This is a genomic window from Sphingobacterium shayense (assembly GCF_013179575.1).
Lineage (GTDB): Bacteria > Bacteroidota > Bacteroidia > Sphingobacteriales > Sphingobacteriaceae > Sphingobacterium > Sphingobacterium shayense.
Genome location: NZ_JABMCQ010000255.1, coordinates 1 through 3807 on the forward strand (window position 1 = coordinate 1; position 3807 = coordinate 3807).

The 3807-nt window shown below is 41.2% G+C and carries 3 protein-coding genes; all 3 read left to right on the forward strand.

The genetic code is table 11. The features are described 5' to 3' along the window. On the forward strand, positions 1-857 hold an 857-nt coding region (locus HP439_RS18270), incomplete at its 5' end, for a phospholipase domain-containing protein (protein ID WP_172391765.1). 224 nt (positions 858-1081) lie between these two features. Beyond that, entirely contained in the window at positions 1082-3106 is a 2025-nt protein-coding gene (locus HP439_RS18275) for a beta-L-arabinofuranosidase domain-containing protein (RefSeq protein WP_172391766.1), read from the forward strand. A gap of 311 nt (positions 3107-3417) precedes the next feature. After that, a partial coding sequence (locus tag HP439_RS18280; RefSeq protein ID WP_172391767.1) for a nitronate monooxygenase occupies positions 3418-3807 on the forward strand: 390 nt, incomplete at its 3' end.

Genomic DNA, 3807 nt, shown 5'->3' on the forward strand with positions numbered 1-3807 from the left:
CAATCTGTGGAAACTTAACCTCTGTATTTACGCCTTTTAATAAACAGGAGAAGCCGATTGAATTTATTGATCGCGATGCGTTTATTCAAACAATATTCAGCGCGAAGTTTAAAGAGGATCCAGGGGATTTTAAGATGATTGACAATCAGCAAATAGAACAGGCTAGACGAGCGGGATCATATAAAGAATTGATGTCTCAACAAGAACCTGGTGGGCGTCCTTCTTGTGCCCTGCCCTATCAACTTCGCGCAGAAGGCAGCTTGCAAAAAGATAACGGCGTGTTTAGCATAAACTTCGCTGCGGATAAAGACCTTTTTGGAGATAATGCTGCCGGATCCCCCTTTACGGTTTATGCACCGGATAGCTATAGGGACGAAAATGGAAAATCTGAACTTTGTCGAAATTGGTCTTTCGCCGTCACTGCTGGTGATGAACTAAGTTACCAATGGCCACTTAAGGCTTTTAAAAATGATAGCTATCAGCTTCACGTACATGGACCTAACGGTTTTTACCGTGAATTTTCCGGATCGCCAGATGACCCTGAACTAACAGTTAGCACGCGTGTAGAGAGAAAATCCCTTACTAAAGGAGCGACGGGAAATTTAGAGGTTACCCTAACCAATCATGGCTCCAAATTAATTAATGTTAAACTCGAAGACCTTAGCTATAAAACAGGTGCTCTGCTAATGAAGAAGATACCGGCCGGAGGATCGGAGAAGATAACAGTCAATCTTCAGAAATCTCACGGATGGTATGATTTTGCAATTACTTCGACCGAGGAAAGTCCTTACTGGCAGCGGTTCGCTGGGCGCGTAGAAACCGGAAGAGAAAGTTTTACCGATCCATTGATTAGCTAAGGAAAGCATAACAGATCTCGTATATCGATTAACATATAAGTATTTTTGCATTAGTGTTCTACTAGAAAATATGCATAATAAACGATGAGAGGATTCGATCATTAATTTCAATATTAAGTGGCCTTCGCTCCTGTTTAAATAATTCACTTTTCTTCGTAGTTCATGTTCACGAACGAAGAACATTTAATTTAGCTGAGCCGACACACGTTTAAAAAAATAAATTCATGCATACACTGATTAAAATCCTTGTCCCTTTTATATTTCTGAATATAGGTTCGGGTTGCCTCATGGCGCAGCCCTATGTCCAGAATAGATCGCCCTTACAACGAAAACCATTTATGGAGTTGCCTCTTGGCGCAATTAAAGCTAAAGGCTGGCTACAAGAAATGTTAATTAGTCAAAAGAACGGAGCAACGGGTCAACTCGATAAATTATACCCTTTGGTAATGGGAGAACGTAACGGCTGGTTAGGTGGTGATGGCGATCAATGGGAACGAGGCCCCTATTGGGTTGACGGCCTGCTGCCACTAGCCTACCAATTGGACGACGAAAAGCTAAAAAAGAAAGCCCAGCAATGGGTGGATTGGGCTATTAACAGCCAAAGGGAAGATGGGTATTTTGGCCCCGCTAAAGATTACGAATATGAAGAAGGAATCCAACGTGACAATGCGCACGATTGGTGGCCTAAAATGGTCATGTTGAAAATATTGCAACAATATTATGCCGCAACACAGGATAACCGTGTGGTCGACTTATTTAGTAAATACTTTGCGTATCAACTTAAAACGCTTGAAGAGAAACCACTGGGCCATTGGACCTTTTGGGCGGAGTATCGATCAGCGGACAATCTTCAAGCGGTATATTGGCTTTATAACATCACTGGAGAAAGCAACCTGTTAGAACTCGCTGAAATATTACATGGACAAGGCTTTGATTTCACACAAAAGTTCCTTGACAGAAATATGCTTGCCACCCATCGTAGCATTCACTGTGTAAACTTAGCCCAAGGATTAAAAGAACCTGTGATCTATTTTCAACAAAACAACGATCCTAAGTATTTAAGTGCAGTAAAACAGGGCCTTTCCGATATAAAGCTCTTTAATGGTCAGGCTCAAGGGATGTATGGTGGCGATGAGGCGCTACACGGAAGCAATCCAACGCAAGGCTCTGAGTTATGTTCTGCGGTTGAACTGATGTTTTCATTGGAAAAAATGCTGGAAATTACAGGCGATGTAGGCTTTGCGGAGCATCTTGAGAAAATCGCATTCAACGCATTACCAACACAAATATCCGATGACTTCATGCGTCGTCAGTATTTTCAGCAGGCGAATCAGGTACAGATTACCAGGCAGATGTACAATTTCGACGTTAACCACGACGGTACAGATCTTGTTTTTGGATTGCTGACGGGCTACCCTTGCTGTACTTCCAATATGCATCAAGGATGGCCTAAATTTACACAAAACCTATACTACGCGACAGCCAACAATGGCGTAGGTTCTATGATATTCGCACCTTCATCCGTCGACGTAAGGGTTGGCAAACAAGGTAAGATGATCCATATCGAGCAGGAAACTTTTTATCCGTTTGAAAGCGAAATAAGCCTGAAGATTACACATCAGGAAAAGACGATCGAATTTCCCTATCAGATACGTATCCCCTCTTGGACCAAAGATCCAAAAATTTTCGTTAACGGACAAGAAGTCCAGTCAGGTTCAAAACCAGGAACCGTTGTAGAGATCATGCGCGAATGGAGAAGCAACGATATTATTGTGCTGGAGTTCCCAATGGAGTTTAATTATCAGACCTATCATGAGAGCTCTAGATCTATCGAACGAGGACCGTTAGTCTATGCTCTTGATATTCCGGGTGAAGAAAGAGAGGTGTTTCTAGAAGATCAAGAAAAGGTGGCATTTGGAAATTCTTTTATAGAAGTTCGACCAACCGGAGACTGGAATTATGGACTCCCCCTTTTTAATAGAGAGGAAATGAAGTCTATGTTTACAGTAAATAAAAACGCGGATATTGATAAATTACATCCGTGGAACCGTGAGAATACACCGATAGAAGTTACCTGTAACGCTCGACAACTTCCTTTTTGGAAGATGTATAACGGCATGGCTGGTCCGATGCCATCGGCGGACATGCATGGCGTAGACATTAATGACTTAAAAGAGGTCGAAGTACGGCTTGTACCTTATGGGTGTACTACGCTAAGAATTTCTCAGTTCCCGATGATAAGGAAATAATAAGCACAGCCGGTACACCTCCTCTAAGCAATGATTTAGTTTTGTCAAAATGGGAGCTGATTCTATCAATTATCAGTTGCGATTCCTTTTGCCACATTTGAAACCTCTTACGTACTCGAAAATCCCCTGAAATATACAAGCTATCCATATTTATTTTATATATTTCAATAAGGTCCAGAATAATACTTTTTTTTATATAAAAGTTAAAGAGTATCATTTTTAATCCCATTTTGAATTCAAAAATAATATAATTTTGTATTCAAAATGGGCGCTCGAAGACCTAGGCAAAATAACGTTAAAATATGTATGTTATGAAGTGGAAAAACGACATTACCAAGTTATTGAATATTAAATACCCATTAATTCAAGCCCCTATGTTAGGCGTAACGACCCCTGCAATGGTAGCGGCGGCATCCAGAGCCGGCTGTTTGGGTTCTTTGCCGTTAGGTGATCTTCCTGCGGATAAATGTGCAGAAGCTATACATGCCACAAAGCGCTTGATTAGTGCTGATTTCGCTGTCAACATCTTTGTGCACAAAATTCCAGAAATCACAAAGGAATTGGAAGAAAAATATCAGTCTGCAAAAAATTTCATCGAACATCTAGCTGAACGACACGGTTTAGTCGTTAGTCTACCTGAACTTGCGGAAATAAGCACAAACAGTTATCAAGAGCAATTAGATGCTATCATTTCGCAGGGT